This is a genomic window from Bacteroides sp. L10-4 (assembly GCF_013373675.1).
Lineage (GTDB): Bacteria > Bacteroidota > Bacteroidia > Bacteroidales > Bacteroidaceae > Bacteroides > Bacteroides muris.
Window position 1 is genome coordinate 1 of sequence record NZ_JABXJH010000021.1, and the last position, 21,583, is coordinate 21,583.

Genomic DNA, 21,583 nt, shown 5'->3' on the forward strand with positions numbered 1-21,583 from the left:
AGTTGCAGTCTGATTCAGCCTATAGTCATTTAAGACTAGTGTCAAAGTTAGTTCACTGCAACTCTACTTTTCAAATATACACTTATATTTTGTTGTGATATTTAATACTGCAAATGTAAATGTGTCAAAACCTTCTTTTTAACAAAATCATCCTTGCTACAGATATCTGTGACAGGGGTGATTTTCATATTTTTGGTGTTTTGACACATCCCCTCTGTAATAAGAATTCGGGAATTATGCATCAAGCTTCTCTGCATTACACATAAAGCATAAAGAGAAAAAGTACCTGCATCCAGAGGGCAAAATCCACACTTCCGGCACTGCATGCAATGGGATTTGCCCCCAATTTATACGAGGGAAGCAGAGAAGAGGCCCTATATCTACGTTAATAAATATTATTTCAGAATGATTAAGAAATGGACAAGAAATCACCTTTAAGTTCTTGTTGTCAGATAGTTGAATCCGGACAGGGGAGAGATAACAGAGTGCTGGCAACCGTTTTGCCAGCACTCTTGCCGTCACTGCTGTAATGCCAATGAACAGGGCGATACAGGCAGTCGGTGCTGGAGTGCTGGCAAAATGACGAAAAATCAAAAAACGGATAGCGTTTGCATTCAGCGCGAATTCATATGGCGGGTAAAATGCGGATAACCGAAAAGTACCTTCTATTCATGTGAAATAGGACATTCAACTATGGAATGGCAATAAATGATTAGTCGGCATTCATTTCTCTATCTGTGGCAATCTGCAGTAATTGTGTTTTCCGTCATATCCTCGCCATTCCTTTGGCTTTGAATACAGGTTCTGCCTTTTGTATTTCCGATTCGAATCCGAACCAACAACCATTTGAGGTATCGTCGTCAATAGGCAGAAAACATAAGCGGAGGCTTTCTTTGTAGTCTCCATAGATTACTTCCCAATATTCCGGTGGCGTCTGGCGCTTGGTCTTGACCTTCTCAGCCGGTTTTTTCTTTAATGACATGCCGGCCTCTATCCAAGCAATGGTCACCATGATTTGGTATGCCGGATAATGCATGCTACAGAATTCATAGAGTACAAGACCTCGCTTTTCCAGGCTCATGGGCTGGTCTATAAGATTTTTATCAATCAGAAATTCCAAGAAACGATGCAGGAAATCGGGGTCGTCTAAAATAAGTCTGCGAGTGATAGCTTGCCAAGCGGTTGTGTTATAGAATCCGTCCAGAAGACGTGACAGCTGCCGGGCCGTCTGAAGTTCGTTGACACTGATTTCATTCGTCCGAAGTACTTCATAAGGAGGAAAGGGAGAGTATCGGATGCCCAGTTCTTCCGCTCTTCTTCTCATTTCTGTGCCGGGAAGTAGCTTCAGGGATTCCAGCTGTATTTCACCGGCATTGTATCCGGCAAGTGTACGCACATCCTCAAATATTTCGGACAGGCGGTACAGAGGCAATCCGGCAATGAGGTCGGCATGTGTCTCCATATTGGGCAGAGAACACAGGAAACGAAGACCTTGCAGTGAATCTTCCAGACCTCCCATCCGACGGCTTTTCAGCAGGACTGGTTCGCGCAGGCTCTGAATACCGGCCTCGAGATGGAGCAGTCCTTCAGGCAGCTTTTTCAATTCATTTTTCAGCTCTTCGGATAATAGTGCAGGATGTATTTCTAAGTGAAAGCATACATCCGGGTAGAATTCCAGAAAAAGCCGCAGCAATTCTTTAGCACGGCGCGGATTATAATTAAAAGTCCGGTCGAGGACGCGTACGTTTTTTATTCCATGGCTGTGGATAATCAGAAGGCGTTCACGGATACTTTCAATGGACAGTGTGCGCACCGGTTTTTCTCCACCGCTGACACAGAATGCGCATGTGTTGAAACATCCCCGGGTAGTCTCCAGTTGTACGAATGGTTTGCTCCAGTTGAAGAAACAGCTTTTTTCCGGCGGCACCAGCCGGGCAAAGTCAACAACACGGGCTATGCCGTTGTCTATATATTGCTTTTGAGGACTTATATAGCAAATCCCCGGAATATTGCCCCATTCTTCCGGCCGGTTCCAGCAAGCCAGCCATTGAGGAAATACTTCTTCTCCCTCTCCTCGGAACACGCAGTTGATGAAAGGATTTTTACGCAGAAAATCCTCATTGTCTCCCAAGAATTCAGGCCCGCCCAAGACGAAACAGCTATCGGGAAGCAATGCTTTCAATCTTGCTGTGATGTGCAGTAGCTGTTCATGATTGAACAACCATGCTGTTGCAGCAATGATATCGGGCTGATGCCGGTATATTTCGTCCACAATCATTCCTATGTTTTCATTGATGGTGGCAGATACACTCTCCCATTTTATGGAATTGTTCTTGACCATTTGTGCGTGCAGTGCAGGAAGTGCCAGCGAAGAGTGCGCATACGAGCTATTGAGGTCTATCCAAAGAATTTTCATGTCCGGTTGAATTTCATTTTCGCAAATTTAGATATAAATTGCGATTTATGTGCCAGGGATATAAGAAAAAGTCAAGTCCCCCACTCCACAGCTCTTTTATTCAAAGGAGTTATCGGAGAGTTCTTACAAGGAAGAATCAATTTTCTTGTCTCAGCTTTAGGTTCAATCAATCTGTCTGAATTTAGTAAAGCGGCTCATACAATTCACAGGATACATTCTGTATTTTTAAAAAATAAGAAACCGTGAGTCACTTTCTCAAAATGATGGATGCTCCATTCCTGTGAGAAAACTGAAAGGCAGAAACTGATGCAGATGAGAAGCAATTCTATTCTTTTGTGTATCATAGCTTTTATCATTACAGTTCGAAATCATGCATTAGAATCGAAGGTTCTTGACAAAAAAGTGATGTATTCCTGCTTCGTCTTCTTGTTGTATCTTATTTTCATATTACCTCCACTTAAATCTCCCATATTCTTCTTCATGACTACGCTGCCTGTAATGATGAGGGCATCCTCACTGAAAACTTTCTCAAGTGCGTTGATGTTCTTTTCGTTGTAATAACAGCGGAAGTCTTCTACGAACTTCAGAATCTCGCGGCGACGGCGCACGTCTGTAACCGACCGTCCTTCTTGCATGACTTTAGCGTAATTGTTGTTGTCGAGAACCATACGCACTCCAGTAATGAAACGATAGTAAGCTCTTTGCGAAGCGAGCCCTTGTACGAAGCATCTTTGGGTGTCAGTGTGACGGGAATGTTTCTTACCTGATAACCTTGCGCATCGTTCAGGCACGACTGTACATTCAGATTCGATTCGCATTCGACGAACATCACATTCTCCAATTCTAACTTTTTATACCTATCTTTGTCTCGGTTCTGAAACAAACACAGTTTTATTATTATCCATTATTTTTTAAAATCAAGCATAACCATGAAATTAAAGAAAATTTTTCTGACTGCCGGGCTCACTGCCACGGCTACTTTATCAACAATGGCCCAAAAAGCACCTGAACCCTGCGGACTGACACCCAGTGCCCGACAAATAGAATGGTACAACCGCGAAATGATAGCCTTCTTCCACTTCGGCATCAACACTTTTGAAGACTTCGCCAACGAAAGAGACGGAAAAGCACCAACCGCCATCTTCAATCCCACCGCACTGGATGGCGGGCAATGGATGCAGACCCTGAAAGCAGCAGGCATCCCGGCCGCCATCCTCACAGCCAAACATGTACGTCTACGTATCGAGCGCAAGTATGGCAATTCGTACCGGTGAAGGATGACGTATATCTCATCGTCAGTCCCCTTTCCCAACAAGCCATAGACAACAGTGGAGACAAAGAGAAAGAACAAAGCGTCATCCAATGGAGCAGCGACCCTTCCAACGGCAACCAGCACTGGAAAGTCACGCAACTTCCTAACGGCAACTACGTCTTCACTTGCCAGGCCAACGGATATAACATGGGATTTCCCGATGCCGGACTGGTAGGTGAGCCCATTTTTCAGCTGAAACCCGATGCCGGTCAGGAAAGGCAACAATGGGTATTGGTGAAGTCAGACGTGAAAATCAAGGTAGAGCCGCTAAAGACCCATAGCGACAATGAGTGGGAGAACCAGCACGTCTTTGCCATCAACAAGGAAGACGGACACGCCACCTTCATCCCCTTTGCCAATGCCGCAGAGATGAAAGCCGACCCTGCCTATCGCCACCCGTGGGAACGTACCCGCTCCAGCCGCTACCAGCTGCTGAACGGTAACTGGAAGTTCCATTGGGTGAAACAACCCGAAGAGCGTCTGAAAGAGTTCTACAAGCCCGGATATGATGTGTCGGCATGGGCCGAAATACCCGTTCGAATTGCGCGACTTGCACCTGGCCTCAGTCCTCAGCCCACGTTACGACCGTGCAGAACTGAACGTGAAGAGTATGGTAAGAAACCATGGAAAAGCCATGAAGAACGCTTCCCTGCGCATCTCGTTGCTCGATGCCCAAGGAAAGCAACTGAAACAGTTCGTTACTGAAAGCGCCACAAGCTGAACACCGTCCGCACGAGCCACTACCCCAACGACCCCAAGATGTACGGGCTGTATGATTACTACGGACTCTATGTGATGGACGAAGCCGACCTGGAATGCCACGGCAACCATTCGCTGACCGACAATCCCTCGTGGGAAGCTGCATTCGTAGACCGTGGTGTGCGCATGGCACAGCGTGACAAGAACCCTCCTTCCGTTATCTTCTGGTCGCTGGGCAACGCCAGTTGCGACCCGGGTCCTCGTCCGAAATATGAAATCAAGTCTGACAGCACTTATCAATATGTCTTCCGTATAGAACCTATGAAGTAAGACTGCAATATATGCAGAAGCGGGAAATATCCAGCTAGTTGCCACGTTTCAATTCCCGAATCAGATTCCCCGCTTTTCCATACTTTTCAATCATGAACAGCATGTAGCGCACATCCACCCCGATGGTGCGCTGCATCTTCGGTTCATAAAGAATATCACTGCTCATGGCTTCCCAATTGCCATCGAAGGCAAGTCCCAGAAGCTCCCCTTTGGCATTGAACATGGCACTGCCGGAATTGCCTCCCGTAATGTCGTTGTTGGAAATGAAGCAGACGCTCATTTCGCCCTTTTCATCGGCATATCTGCCGAAGTCACCGGAGGAAAGAAGGGATACCAATTCGGGCTGCACTTCAAAATCCACATCGCCTGCATGGGCTCTGACTTTCTCCAGAATACCCGTCGTGGTGGTATGATAATCATATTCCACTCCGTCGGACGGGGCATAGCCGCACACAGTTCCAAAACTCAAGCGCATGGTGGAATTGGCATCGGGATAGAAGTTGCGGGATGCGTACATCCGCCGCACGGCAGCATTGAACAAGCGCTCATTCCGCTCGATTTCACCGGAGGCTTGCTGGACCTCCATGTTCATCTCGAACAGTTTTGTAATCAAGTCGATGCCCAGGCCGATGGCAGGGTCGTTATATATCTGATAGGTGGTATCCTGCTCCAAGAAGCGCTTCAATCCACGGGGCGTGGTCAGCTCCGAACGGGCATAAAGGCTGTCTACATAGGTACGCTCGTTGCCTCCGTATTCTGTTGCAATTCTCTGATAGAGTTCGGGAAGGTAGGCTGAATCCACTTGGGAACGGTATTCTTTCAGCAGTGCTGCAAACACTTCCTTGTCAATGCCCAAATCCAGATTGGCATACTTCTCAACAATGGCTTTCAGATTGGCAACCACCGTTTTCTTTTCTCCCTCAAAGTCGAAGTTAAGAATGGACAAGGCGAGCTGTACCAGTTCCGGACCGTTCAAGAAAGACTCGGCAAAGTAAGCCCTGGCACGATAGACCTCACGGCGGCTCTTGTAGTTCAACTCCAAATTGGAGAAAAGGTGCAGCAAGTGTTCCCGTTCTTTTGGAGTCTGCTGTATCCAGCGGCGGAGTTCGGTTTCCAGAGCACGCTTCTTATCCAGCACATGCAATTTTTTAATGGTACGGTTCACCCCTATGCTGTTCTTCCAGTAATTGGAGCTTTCGTCATATTTGGAAGCATATTTGATGCGGATGCTGTCGCGGCTATCCATTTCACGCTTCCAGATGGCCTGCTTCACGCCACGGATGTCTATCTGTGCCCGGTTGGTGGTATTCATCATCTCTTCGATACCGAAAGAGGAGAGGTAGCGTTCCGTGCTGCCCGGATAGCCCAGCGTCATACAGAAAGAACCTTCACGGTAGCCGTCAAGGGAAATCGGGGCTACATATTCGGGACGGTAGGGAACATTGTCGGGAGAATAATCGGCAGGCCGGTTATGCTTATCGGCATAGATACGGAATACGGAGAAATCACCGGTATGGCGCGGCCATTCCCAGTTGTCAGTGTCCCAGCCGAACTTGCCTACCGAGGAAGGCGGCGCAAACACCAGACGAACATCATTGTAATCGCGATAAACGGAAAGCCAGAACTCGTTGCCTCCATAGTAAACATCCACAATGCCCGTCAGCGTGGAGTCCTTGCGGGAAACCTCTTCACCGATAGCCAGCATCACCGAATCGACCGCACTTGTACGCTCAGCCTCATCCATATCCGGCCTTACCGCCCCAAGCACGCGGCGGGTCACGTCTTCTTGGCGCAAGAGAAAGCGTACGTAAAGCTCCGGATTGGGCAGTTCCTCACTTAGGCTATGTGCCACAAAGCCATCCTTCAGATAGTCGTGCTCCACAGACGAATGCTGCTGTATGCTGCTGAAGCCGCAATGATGATTGGTAAATACCAGTCCGTCCCCGGATACTACCACCCCGGAACAAAAGCCTCCGAAGCTGACTACCGCATCCTTCAACGACGGACGTTTCGTGTTATACAGTTTACTCACAGGCATCTGCAAACCCAGTTCTTTCATAGTCCGGCATGTCTGCTTGTTCAAATTTCCCAGCATCCACATTCCCTCATCCGCTTGTCCCGGCAGAGAGAAGAGGAAGCAGACGGCTATCAGTATAAATCTTAATTTCATGCCCAATAAATATATTTCTACCCCTCAGGGGGTGTTGTCATTCCGCAATCAACCGCAATTGTTTGGCTCCCGTACGTGCCTTGAGCCATTCGGCAATCTTTTCCTTCTCGTGTGCATTCGGATGCCTACCGAATTTCAATACGGCAAGGGTCACTGTGTCCACCCGTGCCGAATCCACTGTCAGTTCAATCGCATGAGAGATTGACACTGTCTTTACCGACGGATAGAGCACTTTCAACTCGGGGATAATCTTTTTGCCTAATTCATCGAAGGTTTTATATCTTTCCAGACTCTGTTCAAGAGTTTCAATCTGCTGTTTCTGCTCCACCAAGCGCTGCTCGCTGTTCTTGTAGAAATCTTCCATTACCATGGCACGGATGGAAGATATGTCCACCGCTCCGTTGTTCATGCCCTGAAGCACAATCAGCTTGGTATCGTCCAGCTTATAGTCTTTCATCTTACTACGGGCAATGGCAATGGAGGTTTCGGGCACCTCCTGCCCTATCAGCACTACACGTATCTCATGGCCCTTGCCATCGCGGTGAATCTTCTTGTCCAATACCTGCGTATTCTCAAAAGAGAGCTGTTCATTGACAAAACGGTTGGCCGCGCTTTCAAACAAGGTATCCTGAATAATGCCGACCGTCAGATACACGGCAGGACACATGGTCAGCACTGCAATCAGGACAATATATTTGCGCACTTTCTTCTCCCTATTCTTGTCCACAAACTCCTTGCGCTGGAAGTGCATCACACGCACCCCCACGAAAGTGGCGAGACTGATAAATACGGAATTGATAAAATAAAGGTAGAATGCACCAAGGAAGTAAATCAGATTGCCCGTCGCCAGCCCGTAACCTGCCGTACAGAGAGGCGGCATCAACGCCGTGGCAATGGCAACACCGGGAATCACATTTCCCTTCTCTTTCGTGGAGAGTGCCGTCACCCCTGCCAGACCACCCATCAGCGCGATGAATACATCATAAATGGTGGGTGAAGTACGTGCCAGCAATTCAGACTGTCCTTCGGCAACCGGACTGACCAGAAAAAATATGGTAGCCGTAGTCACACTGAATAAGGTAGTAATCAGGAAACTCTTCAATGAACGTTTCATCAGTTCAAAGTCATTCAATCCCACGGAAAGCCCCACACCCATGATAGGCCCCATCAGCGGGGAGATGAGCATAGCACCGATAATCACAGCGGTAGAATTCACATTCAACCCCAACGAAGCCATGAATATGGCGAATATCAGAATCCAAAGGTTAGCTCCCTTGAATTCCACTCCTTTGCGAATGGAGTCTACGGTTTCAAGTTCATTATCCTTGTCTTTGCGCAAATCAAGATACTCTTTCAGAAAGGTCTTGATGGCGAAGGTATTTCTATTATCAGAATCCATAATATTTACGATTTGACGATTTATGATTGAGATTACTGTTTCCTTATCAACTTGTTGATGACGGGGATACTGCCGAGAGGCATATCACGCCGCACAATGTAGGTCACAAAGACCAGTAACAATATAGTTCGGTATGCCATACGCAGGTAGATATTATCTACCGGGACATACTCGGCAGCCAGGTAGAGAACTGCCGCAAGCAATACATAACAGCCGATGGCCTTCAGGTCATACTGAATGGGATACTTCTTCTGCCCCACGAAGTAAGACAGCAGCATGGCTATGCCATAACCGCAAAAGCCCGCCCAGGCACAAGCCATATAGCTGTATCGGGGAATCAGAAGTATGTTCATCACTACCAGTACCGTGCAAGCTATCAGGGAGAAATAAGCACCCCAACGTGTCTCATCAATCAGCTTGTACCAGAAAGAAAGATTGAAATAGATACCCATAAAGATTTCGGCAGCCATCACGACGGGCACCACCCGCAACCCCGGCCAGTAGTCGCGACCGATAATATGACGCAGGATGTCCAGATAGAACATGACAGCCAGGAATGCCAGCAGTGTAAAGATGATGAAGAACTTCATAGCCTGCGCATATACCTGCTTGTTATCCTTGTCTCGGCTCTTCCCGAAGACAAAAGGCTCGTATGCATAGCGGAAGGCTTGTGTAAGCATCGCCATCACCATGGCAATCTTGCTGGCAGCTCCATAAATGCCCAACTGCACGGAAGCTTCCGCCTCATCCGGATAGACAAAAGGAAAAATTATCTTATCGGCCACCTGATTCAGGATACCTGCCAAGCCAAGTACCAGCAACGGCAGACAATAAGCAAGCATACGCTTCAGCAGTTTTCTATCCAGCACGTATGCAAATCCGCGCAGCTCCGGAATCATACAAAGCATGATGGTAGAGGTACATATCAGATTGAAAAAGAAGGCATAGCCCACATCATCCCCTTTCATCCCTACATAATAGACCAGATTCAGTGCAATGTTCAGGAAGATGAACAGCAGCTTGAGTGCCGCGAATTTGATGGGACGCTTCTTGTAGCGCAAATAGGCGAAAGGAATGCTCTGAATAGCATCCATCGCCACCACAATCATCATCATGCCCACGTACCAGGGATGGTCACCATACTCCATCCATCCGGCAATGGACTCGAGAAACAACAACCCCAATGCAAGGAAGGCAAGCGCCCCCATACTCACACTGAGCAATGTCGTGGAATACACCCGCATCGGATTATCTTCCCCTTTATTGGCAAAGCGGAAGAAACCGGTCTCCATGCCGCACGTCAACAACACCAGCATGAGCGCCACCCACGCATATACATTCGTCACTACGCCATAGCCTCCGCTCTGTGCGGACATCGCCATGGTATATACGGGCACCAGCAGATAATTGAGGAAACGCCCCACAATGCTGCTCAACCCATAAATGGCAGTTTCTTTTGCCAATGATTTTAATCCGGCCACTTCTTTAATGGTTGTTATGAACACAAAGGCACCGAGGCACAGAACTTTTTAGGATAAGAGGAAAGAGAGACTTTGTGACTCCGTATCTCTGTGTTCGTTTTTTTAAATGAATCACTCATTGCCAAACAAGGTACGCTGACTACTATAGAGGCTTCGTCCCAGATGCTTGTAGGCAAGCTCTGTCACTTCGCGTCCGCGCGGAGTGCGTTTCAGGAAACCCTCTTTTATCAGAAACGGTTCATAGACTTCTTCTATCGTACCTGCATCTTCACCCAAGGCAGTGGCAATGGTAGTAAGTCCTACCGGGCCGCCCTTGAACTTGTCGATGATGGTACAGAGTATCTTGTTGTCTATCTCGTCCAGACCATATTTGTCAATATTCAGAGCCTCGAGAGCAAACTGCGCGATTTCCGTATCGATGCTTCCGGTGCCCTTCACCTGGGCAAAATCGCGCACACGGCGCAGCAGTGCATTGGCAATACGCGGCGTGCCACGGCTGCGGCTCGCAATCTCGGCGGCAGCCCTCACCGAACAAGGGACTTCGAGAATGCCGGACGAACGGCGTATAATGCCACTCAACACGTCGTCATCATAATATTCCAGATGCAGATTTATACCGAAACGGGCACGTAACGGAGCTGTCAGCAGACCGCTGCGAGTAGTAGCTCCTACCAGTGTGAAAGGATTCAAGTCAATCTGTATGCTCCGGGCCGAAGGACCTTTGTCTATCATGATGTCAATGCGGTAATCCTCCATGGCCGAATACAAATACTCCTCCACTACAGGGCTCAACCGGTGTATTTCGTCGATGAAAAGCACATCATTCGGCTCCAAGCTGGTAAGCACTCCCGCCAAGTCTCCAGGCTTGTCGAGTACCGGACCGGAGGTTATTTTAAAACCTACCCCCAGTTCGTTGGCAATGATATTGCTGAGTGTCGTTTTTCCCAATCCGGGAGGGCCGTGAAGCAGCACATGGTCCAGCGCCTCGCCACGCAGGCGGGCAGCTTTTACAAATATGCGCAGATTGTCCACCACCTTGTCCTGCCCGCTGAAATCCTCAAAATTCAACGGACGGAGAGCGTTCTCGAAATCACGCTCTCGGCTGGTAACGGGTTGCTGATTGCGTATGTCAAAATCTTCTTGTTCCATTCCAGACTCCTTTGTTTTCTGCAAAATAACTAATTTATTTTGAGATAAGCGACAGAAGTTGTTTTTTTCATGGCTATATCCCCTACCAAAAAAGAACTGCATGAAAGAAAAACTCATTCATACAGTTCTTAAAATCATCCATAAGCTAATCATGCTTACCTCCTGTTGCAAAAGAACTGATTTTTTTCGTAAAAAGTACGGAAACAGAAAAAGATTTGCCCTTCCCCCAAAGAAAACCTATCTTTACGCCCAAATGAAAACCTATAAAACATACATGCCATGAACCCCGAAACAGCCCTCTCCCAAATTCCCTTCGACTACGCCCTGTGCCTCGACCATGAATGCCCCAAGGCAGCCAACTGCCTCCGCCAACTGTCCGCGCAAAGCATGCCGGCTGATAAAGATTACTGGAACATCGTCAGCCCCAAACGGCTTGCCGCCCTGAAGGGGGACTGCCCTTTCTTCCGAACCAGCGAAAAGGTGCGCTACGCCAAAGGCTTCATGAACCTGCTGGACAACCTGCCCTACAACAAACGAAGAACCGTCATCAGCCTCCTGATAGCGCACTTCGGACAGCGAACCTACTACCGCATACGCAAAGGAGAACGCCTGCTGTCACCGGACGAACAACGAACCGTGCTGAACATCATCGGACAGCCTGAAGCAAACATGGAATCGGCTTTTGATGCCTACGTAGAGGGCTACGCATGGTAACAAACTCGTTCTCTTGGACTTATTTTGCCAAGACAACGACAACCTATTGGCAAAACATTGCCAACAAACAGGCAACACCTTGCCTGTCCGAAGGCAACGGCCTGCCAACAAACTGGCAAAAGCTTGCCAACACGCAGGCAAGAAACGCGATGCCATTGCCGGACTTTCTGTCTTCGGACATCAGCCATCAGCCGCCCGAACGGCGTCAGCATGTCGGCCGCACAGCTTTACGACCCGGGGCACGGTTCCCCTTGCGGCGTGGAACAGGAAGAAGAGGGAACATCGAAAGGAAATCCCTCGTCAGCAAGCAAAAATACGATATTTGCTCAAAAGTTAATAAAGCATATGCCGCATTTCCCATTATTTTTCCCATCTTTGCGGCAATATTCACCTCTCAATCTACTTAACATTATGAAAAGAAAACCATTGCTGCTCGGAATCATCAGCCTGCTGGCAACTGCAACCATTCATGCACAAGAGTTCCGTTTGCAACCCACTCCCCAGAACTACACCGTACAACAGGACGACTCCATCAGCATCCCCCGGCAATACCGGCTGATGGCAGGCAACTCCTTGAACAACGGAACCGCCCTGCCCCTGCTCCGTTCGCTGATGCCGGAAGAGGCCCCCGATGCTGCATTCCGCATCTACATCGGAACAAAAGGCGACAAGGTGGTAAGCAGCTACCGGAAACGGATTCCGCAAAAGTCCGAAGGCTACTTCCTGAAAATAGAAAAAGACCGCATCATCATTGCCGGAGCCGACGAACGGGGAACTTACTACGGCGTGCAGACACTTGCCCAACTGCTTACTCTGGACAAACTACCCCTTGCCGAAGTGGCCGACTATCCCGATGTGCCCTACCGGGGTGTGGTAGAAGGATTCTACGGAACCCCCTGGAGCCAGGAAGACCGCATACGCCAACTGGACTTCTACGGACGGAACAAGATGAATGTTTACCTCTACGGTCCTAAAGACGACCCCTACCACAGCACACCCCACTGGCGCAAGCCCTACCCTGCCCAAGAAGCCGAACGGCTGAAACAACTCGTGGACAGAGCCCGCGACAACAACGTCATCTTCTACTGGGCCATCCATCCGGGACAGGACATCCGCTGGAACGAAGAAGACCGTGAGCTGCTGTTGCAGAAATTTGAAAGCATGTACCAGCTGGGCGTGCGCGGATTTGCCGTTTTCTTCGACGACATCTCCGGCGAAGGAACCAAAGCGGACAAACAAGCCGAACTGCTGAACTACATCGACAACCATTTCGTACAGGTCAAGAAAGACGTCGCCCCACTGGTGATGTGCCCCACGGAATACAACAAGTCATGGACCAAGGTGGAAGGCGGCTACCTCACCACTCTTGGCGAGAAGCTGAACAAGGACATCCAAATCATGTGGACCGGAAACCGGGTCATCGCCACCATAGACCGGCCTACCCTGGACTTCATCAATCCGCTGATAAAACGCAAAGCCTACATTTGGTGGAACTTCCCTGTGTCCGACTATGTACGCGACCACCTGCTGATGGGGCCCGTCTACGGAAACGGACTCGACATCGAAGACGGCATGTCCGCCTTTGTCTCCAACCCCATGGAACATGCCGAAGCTTCCAAGATTTCCCTCTACAGCGTGGCCGATTACACCTGGAACATGGAGAAATTTGACAGCGACACCTCCTGGAGACACGCCATCAAAGACCTGATGCCACTCCATGCCGAATATCTGGAAACATTTGCCGCCCACAACTCCGATTTGGGCAAGAACGGACACGGCTTCCGACGCGAGGAATCCATCCGTCTGCAACCTGCCCTTTCCGCACTGCTGAAGAGCTATCTGGAGAAAGGCGAGATAGACGAAACCGCCTACAACCAAGTAGACGAAGAGTGCCGCAAGATTATCCTCTCTGCCGATATGCTGCTTGCCTCCGGCAACGAGAACCGCCCTCTTATCGATGAAATCAGACCTTGGCTCACTCAATTCAAACTGGTGGGCGAATACGGAAAGACTGTGCTGGAAATGATGCGTCTGCCACAACAGGAAAAAGCCTTCCTGCCCGGCCATGCCCACGCACAAGCCTTGCAAACCCTGATGACGGACAACGATGCCCGCTATCCGCAAGGAGTGAAGAGCGGAAGCGGACAACTGATGCCCACCTTCGACGCCCTGTTCGAGGCCTCCACGAAGCAATACAACCAGCGGTTCCATACCGCACTGAACGCCCGTGCCGTCTACTCGCCCTACACGCTGGAAAGCAACGTGCAACAGCTCGCCCTGCTCCCCACGCAGCAGAAGGGAAAAGAAGGCAGCATCGCCCCCTCCAACGAAGTCATCCTTTGGCAGGCAGGCGGCTCTCTGACCCTCTCCATGGACCGTCCGCGCGTGCTTGCCACGCTGAGGATAGACTTGGGGACAAAGGAAGAAGGATATACGCACTTCAAGCTGGAAACAAGCCTTGACGGCAAAACGTGGCGAAACGCAAACTTGCAGAGCGTATGGAAAGGATACACCATGCAGAAAGCGGATGTGGAAGGACAAAAAGTACTGAAGATAAGGCTGACCAACACCTCCGGAAGCGAACAGAAAGTATATTTCAAAGCATTCAGGCTGACAGAGCAAGAGTGACCTCGTATCAAGAAGAGCAATCTCCGACACCGCAACCGAATGCCAAACGACCTTTAAAAAACATATAACATGTATAAAGCTGTTTTAGGAGCCATCTGCTCCCTGTTTTTCACACTGCCGCTACAAGCGCAGCAACCACTCGAGAAAGGATTGCAAAGCATCAACCGGGCTTCGGCCGAAGCCATTGTCGGCTTTCTGGCCGACGATGAGCTGCAAGGGCGCGAAGCCGGTACCCACGGGGCACGAGTGGCAGCCCGCTACATCGCCTCCCTCCTGAAAGAAGCCGGCATCGCACCGCTCTACAAGGAGGGGTATTACCAGCCCTTCGAAGCATGCAGCAAGGAGAGGCAGCAACGGGGACGATGGCACGTGCATCCCGACTCCATCGCTGCCCTGAAGCAAGGCACCCATCGCTCCTTACAGATGGACAACGTGTTGGGATTCATTCCCGGCCAACGTGTCGACGAATATGTCATTGTAGGCGCTCACTTCGACCACTTGGGCACGGACGAGACACTGGTCAACGACCGGATATACAACGGTGCGGACGACAATGCCTCGGGCGTGTCCGCCGTCCTGCAGATAGCGCGTGCCTTTGCGGCCAGCGGTCAGAAACCGTTGAGAAACGTAATTTTCGCCTTCTGGGACGGAGAAGAGAAAGGCCTGCTCGGCTCGAAACACTTCGCGCAAAGCTGCCCTTTCATCAGCCAAGTGAAAGGTTACCTCAACTTCGACATGATAGGACGCAACAGCAAGCCGGAACAACCGCAACATGTAGTCTACTTCTACACTGCCGCCCATCCCGCCTTCGGCGACTGGCTGAAACAGGACATCGCACGCTACAACCTGCAACTGCAACCCGACAGCCGCGCCTGGGACCGCCCAGTGGGTGGCAGCGACAATGCCACCTTTGCCTTGCTGGACATTCCCATCATCTGGTATCACACGGACGGACACCCCGACTACCACCAACCCTCGGACCATGCCGACCGACTGAACTGGGAAAAGGTTGTGGAAATCACCAAGGCCTCGTTCCTCAATGTCTGGAACCTTGCCAACGAAAAGAAGTATTAACCGCAACAGGCTGCCTTTGGCAGCCTGCGGTTTTCACATCAGTCCATAACTCAAAAGTTCGCAAACTAAAAAACTCAAAATAAAATGGTTTTAAATTACATCTGGGTGGCTTTCTTCGTCATCGCATTCATCGTGGCCCTCTGCAAACTCATTTTTATGGGTGATGTGGAGATATTCACAGAACTCGTCAACTCCACCTTCTCCTCTTCCAAAACAGCTTTTGAAATATCCCTGGGGCTGACAGGAATACTTGCCTTCTGGCTCGGCGTGATGAAGATAGGCGAAAACAGCGGTATGATCAACGCCCTCTCACGTTGGCTGAGCCCGGTATTCTGCCGCCTCTTCCCCGACATACCGAAAGGACATCCTGCCATGGGCTCCATATTCATGAATCTCTCTGCCAACATGCTGGGGCTGGACAATGCCGCTACTCCGATGGGGCTGAAAGCCATGAAGGAACTTCAGGAGCTGAACCCGAAAAAGGACACCGCCACCAATCCGATGGTCATGTTCCTTGTACTCAACACTTCGGGACTGATACTTATCCCCGTCAGCATCATGATGTATCGCTCGCAGATGGGTGCCTCCCAGCCCACGGACATCTTTATCCCCACACTGATAACGACCGCCATCTCGACCGTTGTCGGTGTCATCGCCGTCAGCATTGCACAGCGCATCAACCTGCTGAACAAGCCCATACTTATCCTGATTGGCTGCATCAGCCTTTTCTTTGCCGCGCTCATTTATCTGTTCACACAGATTAGTCGCGATGAAATGGGCGTATATTCCACTTTGATTGCCAACATACTGCTGTTCTCCATCATCCTGCTGTTCATCCTCTGGGGGCTGTGGAAGAAAATCAACGTATACGATGCTTTCATCGAAGGAGCCAAAGAAGGCTTTACCACCGCTGTACGCATCATTCCCTATCTGGTTGCCTTCCTCGTTGGAATCGCCGTTTTCCGCACTTCAGGCGCCATGGATATACTGGTGAACGGTATCGGTTATGTAGTAGGACTATTCGGTGTAGATACCAGCTTTGTAGGTGCCCTGCCCACTGCCCTGATGAAGTCACTGAGCGGCAGCGGTGCCAACGGACTGATGATTGACACCATGAAACAGTATGGCGCCGATTCATTTGTAGGACGCATGAGTTGCGTGGCACGCGGTGCTTCGGATACTACGTTCTATATCCTTGCCGTGTATTTCGGCAGCGTAGGTATCACCAAAACGAGGAATGCCGTGACGTGTGGGCTGATTGCCGATTTCTCCGGCATCATTGCAGCGATTATTATCAGTTATATGTTCTTCTTCTAAAGAAACTGTCTTAATCACAGGAATGTAATTTCAATCGTAAATCGTAAAATTGTAAATAAAATGATTAGTTATCAGACAGACGGCGTTGAAATGCCCTCCATCAAGAAGCGTGAAACCACGGAATGGATAAAATCCGTAGCCGCCACTTACGGAAAAAGAGTCGGTGAAATCGCCTACATCTTCTGCTCGGACGAGAAGATACTCGAAGTGAACCGCCAATATCTGCAACACGATTATTACACAGATATCATCACTTTCGACTACTGTGAAGGCAACCGCCTTAGCGGTGACCTCTTCATCAGCCTCGATACCGTACGCACCAATGCGGAACAGTTCGCCGATAACAACTACGAACGTGAACTGTACCGGGTCATCATCCACGGCATCCTCCACCTTTGCGGAATCAATGACAAAGGGCCGGGAGAACGGGAGATTATGGAGGAGGCGGAGAATAAGGCGCTGGCGATGCGGTAATTCCAAAGAATAAAACTCTGTCTTGATAAAGTGCTGATTTTACCAAGACAGAGTATTTAAGAAAAACAAGTTACTTCAGGCTTCTTGTCATATTTATATCCATCCCATAAGAGGGTTTTGACATCCCCTCATTTATTTCTTCACCGAGAAGCGATAGATACAATGGCTGTCATACTTCTCTCCCGGCTTCAGCAGTGCCGAAGGCCATTCCGGCTTGTTGGGCGTATCGGGATACTTCTGCGTCTCTAAGCAGACAGAAGCACGATGACCGTACACGATACCTTTCTTTCCGGTCAGTGTGCCATCCAGGAAGTTACCGGCATAAATCTGAATACCCGGTTCGTTGGTATAGACATCAAGCACAATACCCGTCACGGGAGACTCGAGGGTGGCACACGGGCGGGTGACGTCACCCTTCGTATTGAGTACCCAGTTGTGGTCATAGCCCTTGCCGTTCTTCAACTGTTCAAAGTCATTGTCGATACGGGCGCCAACAGCAGTAGGAGTGCGGAAATCCATATCCGTACCTTCTACGGAAACAATCTCACCGGTAGTCATGAAGGTACTGTCCACGGGGGTATAAGCATCTGCATCGATAGTGAGCAGATAATCCGAATTGGACTTGGAGGGATCGCCATCCAGATTGAAGTAAGAGTGGTTCGTCATGTTGATGACGGTGGTACGGTCTGTTTCGGCACTGTAACGAATGTCGATGGCATCGTCATCTGTCAGCGAGAAAGTGACCTTGCAGGTCAGGTTACCCGGGAAGCCCTCCTCTCCGTCTTTCGACAGATAAGTCAGCTCCAGAACCTGATTGCTCAACTGGCGGGCATCGAACACTTGATATTGGTATCCCTTGGGACCTCCATGCAGGCAGTGGCCGTAATTGTTGCGCGGCAGCTGGTACTCTACCCCATCCACTGTAATCTTACCCTGATTGATACGGTTGGCATAACGTCCGATGGTAGCGCCGAAATCCGAAGGGAACTTGATGTAGTCCTGAATGGAATCGAAGCCCAGCACCACATCACGCATAACGCCATCCTTGTCCGGCACCATCACCGATACAATACGTCCGCCGAAGTTCGTAATGCAAACTTCCATACCATTCTTATTCTTCAAAACAAACAAGTCTGTCTGCTTGCCATCCACTTCCGTACGGAAGTTCGCAGGTTCCAGTCCCGAGGCAGTCTTTTCGCTCGCCTGCTTGCCCGTGCAAGCCGATGCCAACAGCATCACACTTGCCAACAAAGTCATCATCTTATTCATAAATACAATATTGGTTACTGTTTAGACTATCATTTTTTCAACAAGAACTGCTCCGCACGTCCCGGAGTGAACAACTCCCACAAAGAAGCAACCGTCCAGCCCGGAGCGAAGATATTGTTGTAATATCCCTTTCCGTTACGTCCGTAATCCCAATTGGTATGCTGCACCACTTCCGGGTAATAGCCTACTTTGGCAATGCCGCACATGTGTTCTTCATACGGCAGTAACTGGCGCATGGAAGTGGAAATCACCTCGGCAAAGTCAGAGAAGCGCGGCTCGTTGTACTCCTTTGAGAGCCAATGCAGCACATCGGCAAATTCGAAGATAAATACATCGATATGGTTATTCTCTACCGACACATTTCCCCAACCACGGGTTTTCAAGCCGATATCTCCCAGCATCTGACCTTCGGCAAAAGGAACATCCCAAGTATAATACCACGACAAAGCAAAATAAGCGGCTTTCTTTGCCAGACCGGCATAGTGTGCACGCTCTTCTCCTTTGGTAACCAAAGCCAGATAATAAGCAGCCGTAGCAGCATACAAGGAGGCTTCCTTGTCCTCGCAGTTGGCATCCAGCGTAGAAGAGAAATAATCGGCTTTGGATATCAGTTCCTTCTCCAGATAGTCTACCGTACGCTTGGCGCTTGCCAGATAACGCTTGTCTTTGAAATACTTGGACGCCATCACCAAAGGCAAGGTTGCCGAAGGCGTGCTACCACCGCTGGCATCCACGATAGAGAAATCATCCTTGAACTTACGCGGGAAGCTGCCGTCCTCGTTCTGCAACTTAAGGAAGTTGTCCAGCATGCCCTTGATGCGTTTCTCCCATTCGGGGTGTTTACGCTTCTGCTGTTTCTCGTAGTTCAGATAGTTCAAAATGGCATATACGCCTTCGGACTGACGGCGGATGCTATGTCTGGTTTCCTTGAAGCCGCGGTTGTAGTGTACCACTTCGTTGAAGAAGCCCGCAGGCGAGAAACCGTTCCGGAGATAAGTGTCAAAGATATGGTTGGCATTGTCCACCAAGTCTTGGCGATTCTGCTGCTTACCATATTCCAGCGCATTGAAAGCGTTCAGCAACGTACGTCCCACAAAGCCCACTTCGGCAACATCGGTATTGGCACAAGTAGCAGTCTCCAACTCTACACCGGAGTAATAATGAGTGGGGGTATTGCTGACATAGCTTTCCACAAAGAAGTTGCTCATCACCTCCTTCATGCGGTCTACCGTGTAAGGTGTGCCGACCGGTTTCGGGCTGTTCGTGTCGTAGCTATATTCCCAGGTGCGCTGTACGCATTCCGAGAAATCGGCAGCATTCCTTTCGGACAACTCCCAGGTCATGGAGATGCTGTCGCCTTTGCGAAGCAGTTGGAAAGCCTCAACGGCAGGAGCCAGCGTCAGTTTGCGAATGTATGTCTTCGGTGCTTCCTTATAGGGGAACCCGTATGCCAAGACAGTCATGCCGTCCACATTCAGGAAGCCGGTATACCCGATGGAAGTCTCACCGGACAAGATTACCTCTCCCTCCTTATGAGTGGTCAAAGCCTCCTTGTCGAACTTGTCAATGCGGATAACCGACATGGACGTACCGCCCGCCGGATTGAAAGCCGCCGTCAGCGGAGTGCTCAAACGGTCCTCACGCACCAGCCAACTGTCCGATGTGTGGAAAGAAGGAGCTTCCTTCGGCGAACGCAGGTTGCGTCGATACCAGAAGCCCGGCATGTAGAACTGGCAGTCCGAATGCTTGTAACCGGTCTTTATCTGTTCCCCGTAGTTGAAATACACATTTTCCAGCGCCTTGAGTGTGACGGTAATGCGCTGTCTGTCATCCTTCTCCACCACCCGGCGGACGATTTCCAGCGGCAGCTTCTCCGAAGCTCGGCAACCGTACACACCCTCCTGCATCTTCTGCAAAGCCAGCTGATATTGCCTGGCATCATTCCCCGGCACTTTCAAGGAAATAGAGGCGGAGATGTCTTCCGAAGCAACATTCACCGCTCCCGCACCCGTAATGCCCGCAACGAGCATTACTCCTAAAAACAATCTTTTTACTCTCATAGTTACATCTGTTTTATTGTTGTTAGAAAAAAATATCATTCATTCCATTCCGACGGGCTACTTTCATGATAATCAGAATTTCGGTTTCTCCGCTTCCGTAGATGCAACGGAGTCTTCTACCGTCGGCCATCCGTCTTCCCAGCTAATTCTATCCAGCATCAATACGCGGCCTTCGGGATTCTTAGTACTCACCGCGTGATAGAAGAACCAGTCATTACCGGCATTGTCCGTCACAATCTCGGAGTTATGGCCGGTTCCCACAAAGGTATTGCTTTTCCGAATCAGCACTTCGTGCTTGTTGTCCATCATGCTGCCGCCATTCTTGTCGACATAGGGGCCGAAAAGATTATCTGAACGCCCTACAACGGTGGTGTAGGTGCTGTTCAACCCCTCACAGCAACTTCCTATGGAAGCAAAGAAGTAGTAATGTCCGTCCTTCTTGTGAATATAAGTACCCTCGTAAGCGGTTCCTGCCACTTGTTGCGGTGTGGCGCCGTCCTTCAGAGAAAGTCCGTCATCAGACAGTTCAATCGCATAGATTCCACGGAAACTGCCCCAGAAAAGATATTTCTTTCCCCCATCCTCTATATAGAAAGGGTCGATGGAGTTCTGCACATTGATTTCATTGCTGCGGAACATCTTTCCGTGGTCCTTGAAAGGTCCCTCCGGTTTATCGGCAGTGGCACAACCGATGCCGCAAGTCCACTCGCCTCCCCAGACGGACATGGAATAGTAGAGCACGTATTTATCACCTATCTTGTTGATGTCCGGTGCCCACAAACCTCCGTTCGGCTCAAAGTCAGGCCGGGTACGGTCGGTAAAGGCAGTACCTACATATTCCCAATCCACCAGATTCCCGGAACGGTGAATCGGCAGATTGCGTATGTCCTCGGTGGCATACAGATAATAATAACCGTCACCGCCCTTTATCACAGAAGGGTCTGGCAAACTGTAGTTTATCACCGGATTGCGGTAGACATTCTTCAGTTGTTCATTCGGCTGTTCACCCGGTTTGTCTTCCTTTGTGGCCGATGACGAGGAGCATGCTATCAGGCAGCATAACACCGATAATACAAGAAACTTTTTCATAC

At 49.6% G+C, this 21,583-nt stretch carries 16 protein-coding genes and 2 pseudogenes; 8 read left to right on the plus strand and 10 right to left on the minus strand.

Features of this window, described 5'->3' with window-relative positions; genetic code table 11:
* Positions 1 to 766: 766 nt before the first annotated feature.
* The 3 genes from HU824_RS08660 to HU824_RS08670 all read right to left on the minus strand — a co-directional run bounded on the left by HU824_RS08660 (position 767) and on the right by HU824_RS08670 (position 3,257).
* Complete coding sequence (locus tag HU824_RS08660) at positions 767 to 2,416, minus strand: B12-binding domain-containing radical SAM protein (RefSeq protein ID WP_136008737.1); 1,650 nt, start codon at positions 2,414 to 2,416, stop codon at positions 767 to 769.
* Positions 2,417 to 2,784: 368 nt separating this feature from the next.
* A complete protein-coding gene (locus tag HU824_RS08665; protein ID WP_136008739.1) occupies positions 2,785 to 3,051 on the minus strand; it encodes a hypothetical protein in 267 nt (88 codons plus the stop codon).
* Entirely contained in the window at positions 3,000 to 3,257 is a 258-nt protein-coding gene (locus HU824_RS08670; protein WP_176468615.1) for a hypothetical protein, read from the minus strand. The genes HU824_RS08665 and HU824_RS08670 overlap by 52 nt, the downstream gene beginning before the upstream one ends.
* A gap of 88 nt (positions 3,258 to 3,345) precedes the next feature.
* Here HU824_RS08670 and HU824_RS08675 point away from each other — a divergent pair.
* Both HU824_RS08675 and HU824_RS08680 read left to right on the plus strand, forming a co-directional pair.
* A pseudogene (locus tag HU824_RS08675) lies at positions 3,346 to 3,645 on the plus strand (alpha-L-fucosidase 1); the annotation flags it as partial.
* A gap of 17 nt (positions 3,646 to 3,662) precedes the next feature.
* Positions 3,663 to 4,673, plus strand: a pseudogene (locus tag HU824_RS08680) (glycoside hydrolase family 2 TIM barrel-domain containing protein); the annotation flags it as partial.
* A gap of 118 nt (positions 4,674 to 4,791) precedes the next feature.
* On the opposite strand, the gene HU824_RS08690 reads toward HU824_RS08680, so the two are convergent.
* The 4 genes from HU824_RS08690 to ruvB all read right to left on the minus strand — a co-directional run bounded on the left by HU824_RS08690 (position 4,792) and on the right by ruvB (position 10,956).
* Positions 4,792 to 6,927, minus strand: a complete 2,136-nt coding sequence (locus HU824_RS08690; protein ID WP_176468617.1) for a S46 family peptidase — start codon at positions 6,925 to 6,927, stop codon at positions 4,792 to 4,794.
* A gap of 37 nt (positions 6,928 to 6,964) precedes the next feature.
* Entirely contained in the window at positions 6,965 to 8,326 is a 1,362-nt protein-coding gene (locus HU824_RS08695; RefSeq protein WP_136008744.1) for a TIGR00341 family protein, read from the minus strand.
* A gap of 32 nt (positions 8,327 to 8,358) precedes the next feature.
* Entirely contained in the window at positions 8,359 to 9,807 is a 1,449-nt protein-coding gene (locus HU824_RS08700) for a lipopolysaccharide biosynthesis protein (protein ID WP_136008745.1), read from the minus strand.
* A 111-nt stretch (positions 9,808 to 9,918) separates the two neighbouring features.
* A complete protein-coding gene (gene ruvB / locus HU824_RS08705) occupies positions 9,919 to 10,956 on the minus strand; it encodes a Holliday junction branch migration DNA helicase RuvB (protein WP_136008746.1) in 1,038 nt (345 codons plus the stop codon).
* 279 nt (positions 10,957 to 11,235) lie between these two features.
* Between ruvB and HU824_RS08710 the strand changes: the two genes are divergently transcribed.
* The 6 genes from HU824_RS08710 to ybeY all read left to right on the plus strand — a co-directional run bounded on the left by HU824_RS08710 (position 11,236) and on the right by ybeY (position 17,163).
* Complete coding sequence (locus HU824_RS08710) at positions 11,236 to 11,670, plus strand: DUF6078 family protein (RefSeq protein WP_176468618.1); 435 nt, start codon at positions 11,236 to 11,238, stop codon at positions 11,668 to 11,670.
* Positions 11,664 to 12,077 (plus strand): hypothetical protein, encoded by a 414-nt coding sequence (locus HU824_RS08715; RefSeq protein WP_176468619.1) that lies wholly within the window; start codon positions 11,664 to 11,666, stop codon positions 12,075 to 12,077. The genes HU824_RS08710 and HU824_RS08715 overlap by 7 nt, the downstream gene beginning before the upstream one ends.
* 4 nt (positions 12,078 to 12,081) lie before the next feature.
* Entirely contained in the window at positions 12,082 to 14,298 is a 2,217-nt protein-coding gene (locus tag HU824_RS08720) for a beta-N-acetylglucosaminidase (RefSeq protein WP_176468620.1), read from the plus strand.
* Between the two features lie 69 nt (positions 14,299 to 14,367).
* Positions 14,368 to 15,372: a M20/M25/M40 family metallo-hydrolase gene (locus HU824_RS08725; RefSeq protein ID WP_176468621.1), complete on the plus strand. Its 1,005-nt coding sequence runs from the start codon at positions 14,368 to 14,370 to the stop codon at positions 15,370 to 15,372.
* 84 nt (positions 15,373 to 15,456) lie between these two features.
* A complete protein-coding gene (locus HU824_RS08730; RefSeq protein ID WP_136008751.1) occupies positions 15,457 to 16,689 on the plus strand; it encodes a nucleoside recognition domain-containing protein in 1,233 nt (410 codons plus the stop codon).
* A gap of 60 nt (positions 16,690 to 16,749) precedes the next feature.
* Entirely contained in the window at positions 16,750 to 17,163 is a 414-nt protein-coding gene (ybeY, locus tag HU824_RS08735; protein WP_005826129.1) for an rRNA maturation RNase YbeY, read from the plus strand.
* Positions 17,164 to 17,295: 132 nt separating this feature from the next.
* On the opposite strand, the gene HU824_RS08740 is transcribed toward ybeY, so the two are convergent.
* The 3 genes from HU824_RS08740 to HU824_RS08750 all read right to left on the minus strand — a co-directional run bounded on the left by HU824_RS08740 (position 17,296) and on the right by HU824_RS08750 (position 21,581).
* A complete protein-coding gene (locus HU824_RS08740; protein ID WP_176468622.1) occupies positions 17,296 to 18,432 on the minus strand; it encodes an aldose epimerase family protein in 1,137 nt (378 codons plus the stop codon).
* A gap of 29 nt (positions 18,433 to 18,461) precedes the next feature.
* Entirely contained in the window at positions 18,462 to 20,492 is a 2,031-nt protein-coding gene (locus tag HU824_RS08745) for a hypothetical protein (RefSeq protein ID WP_176468623.1), read from the minus strand.
* 72 nt (positions 20,493 to 20,564) lie between these two features.
* Positions 20,565 to 21,581: a family 43 glycosylhydrolase gene (locus HU824_RS08750; RefSeq protein WP_136008754.1), complete on the minus strand. Its 1,017-nt coding sequence runs from the start codon at positions 21,579 to 21,581 to the stop codon at positions 20,565 to 20,567.
* Positions 21,582 to 21,583: the final 2 nt, after the last annotated feature.